Below are 2,518 nucleotides of genomic sequence, written 5' to 3' on the forward strand. Positions count from 1 at the left end.
AGCCGCCGGGGCGGAGCCTCGACGGGGCGCCCGGCCGCAGGTCGCCCGACTCCACCGGCTCCGGCGTCGCGGCCCCGCCGGGCACCACGCCGACCGGCTGCGCGTCCACGGCGGGCTCGCGACCGACCGCGAGCACCGCCGCCGCGACCAGCAACGCCACCCCGGCCAGCGCGAGCAGGACGGGCCCCCACCGCCGCGGGCTGGAGCCCGTTCCGCGAGCGCTCGTCGCCGCGCCGCCGCCCGCACCCGCGGTGGCCACCGCGTCGTCGCGCACACCCGAGACCGACGGCGCATCGCCCGGCGCACCCGCGGTCGGCGCCACATCGCCGCGCACGCCCGCGGCCGGCGGCCCCGCGAGGGGGTCGCCGGCCGGCGGATGCGGCGCCCGCAGGCGCACGGTCAGGCCCGGGTCCGCCGCGCCCGGTACCCGGCCGCTCCGGCGGCACCGAGCAGCACCAGTCCGGATCCGGCGAGGACGACCGGCAGGACGTCGTCGGTGGTCGCGGCCTGGCCGCCGGTGCCGGCGTCGACCGAGCCCGGCGTCGAGGCGCCCGCCGACGACGCGGCCGCCGAGAGCCTCCCGGCCAGCGCGTCGAGCTGGGCGAGCGCCTGCCGCGCCGCGGACTTGGCCTCGGCCGAGGCGTTCGGGTCGTTGAGCACCGCGTTGGCGGCGTCCCGGGCCTGCTGCAGCGTGGACTGCGCCGCCTGCAGCCACGCGGCGTCGAACGGCTGCCCGCTGCGCGCCTGCAGGTCCGCGATCAGCGCCTGCTGCCGGGCGTCCAGCTGGTCGCCGAGGGTCACGCCCTGCGCGGTGGCGGCCTGCCTGACCTGGTCGAGCAGCGCCCGACCCTGGGACGTCAGGTCCGGGGCCAGGCCCTGGACCTGCTCGCCGACGCCCTTGTCGGTGCCGAGCCCGCCGAGCGCGACGAGTGCGAGCGCACCCTGGTTCGCCTGCCCGAAGGCCTGCCGGGTGGCGGCGATCGCCCCGCCGCCGGTGCCGCCGCCCGGGGACGGCGCCGCGCTCCCGCCGCCCGGGGACGGCGGCGCCGCGCTCCCGGTCGGCGCGGGCGGCGCCTGGTCGGACCCCGACCCGCACGCGGCCGCGCCGGTGAGGGCGAGCGCCGCGAGGACCGTCCCGGCGGTCGCGCGCGTGAGGCGAGTGGTCATCACGTTCCCCCGAACTGTGCTGGTCACGGGCCCGAGTATCGGGGCGCGCCGTGTTCCCGCAACCGCGCGCAGCCGTTCGGGTGGTTCCTCCGGCCCCCGTCGGCGGAGGCGGATGGGGGAACGACGAAGTGGGTACTCAGCGGGCCGCCGGCGGCGGCGCCAGGTGCACGACGGTCGTCGTGGTCATCTCGTCGAGCAGCTCCGGCCCGTACCCGAACCCCTGCCCGCTCGCGCCGCGCGGTTCGGCCGCCCCGCCCGGGGCACCACCGAAGACCGCGTTGACCTTCACCGTGCCCACCGGCAGCTCGCGCCAGGCGCGCTGGGCGTGCTCCATGTCCGGGGTGAGCACGGTCGCGGCGAGCCCGTACCGGTCCTCGGCGGCCTCGCGCAGCGCGGTGTCGAGGTCCGGCACCTCCCGCACCGGCGCGACCGGCCCGAACGTCTCCTCGGAGAGCACCGCCATGCCCGGCGTGCAGCCGCCCAGCACGGTCGGCGGGTAGAACGAGCCGGGCCCGGAGGGCAGCTCGCCGCCCGCCAGCAGGCGCGCGCCGTCCGCGACGGCGCCGCGGACGTGCCCGTGCACGTGCTCCCGCTGGCGCTCGTCGACGAGCGGGCCGATCCGCTCGGCCCACCTGCCCGCCTCGGCCACGAGCGCCTCGAGGAAGGGCCCGGCGACCTCGGTGTGCACGTAGATCCGCTCCACGGACACGCAGATCTGCCCGGCGTTGGCGAAGGAGCCGAGCGCCGCCTGCTCGGCGGCCCACACCGGGTCGACGCCCGCGTCGACGATCAGCGGGTCGTTGCCGCCGTTCTCCAGCAGCACCTTCGCGCCCGTCCGCGCGCAGGCCGCGGCGATCGACCGGCCGGTGGCGGTGCTGCCGACGTGCGCGACGACGTCGACCTCCGTCGACCCGGCCAGTACCTCGCCGACCGCCCCGTCCCCGTCGAGGATCTGCAGGATGCCCTTCGGCAGGTGCGCGGCGAGCAGTTCGGCGAAGCGGCGCCCGGTCCGCGGGCAGCGCTCGCTCGGCTTGTGCACCACGGTGTTCCCGGTGACCAGCGCGGCGCCGAGCAGTCCCGCGGCCACCGCGACCGGGTCGTTCCACGGGGTGAGGACGGCGACGACGCCGCGCGGCGCGTGCACCATCAGGTCCGTGGCGCCCCAGCCGCCCTGGAGGCTGCGCCCGCGGTGCAGCGGCCCGAGCTGGGCGTACTGCTCCAGGGTGCCGACGCCGGCCTCGACGCCACCGCGGGCGTCGCCCGGGGTCTTGCCGGTCTCCCGGGTGTTCAGCTCGGCGAGCTCGTCGGCGGCCGCGCGCACGGCATCGGCGGCGGCGCGGGACGCGGCGGC

General features: G+C 79.1%; 3 protein-coding genes. All 3 read right to left on the bottom strand.

Going from position 1 to position 2,518, the window contains the following annotated elements; translation table 11 throughout:
• The coding region (locus ACFQH9_RS06325; RefSeq protein ID WP_379564945.1) for a hypothetical protein at positions 1-274 on the bottom strand (274 nt) is incomplete at its 3' end.
• Between the two features lie 125 nt (positions 275-399).
• Positions 400-1,194: a DUF4142 domain-containing protein gene (locus ACFQH9_RS06330; RefSeq protein ID WP_379564946.1), complete on the bottom strand. Its 795-nt coding sequence runs from the start codon at positions 1,192-1,194 to the stop codon at positions 400-402.
• A gap of 109 nt (positions 1,195-1,303) precedes the next feature.
• Positions 1,304-2,518, bottom strand: a 1,215-nt coding sequence (locus ACFQH9_RS06335) for an aldehyde dehydrogenase family protein (RefSeq protein WP_379564947.1), incomplete at its 5' end; no start/stop codon positions are given.

The organism is Pseudonocardia lutea (assembly GCF_042658055.1).
Lineage (GTDB): Bacteria > Actinomycetota > Actinomycetes > Mycobacteriales > Pseudonocardiaceae > Pseudonocardia > Pseudonocardia lutea.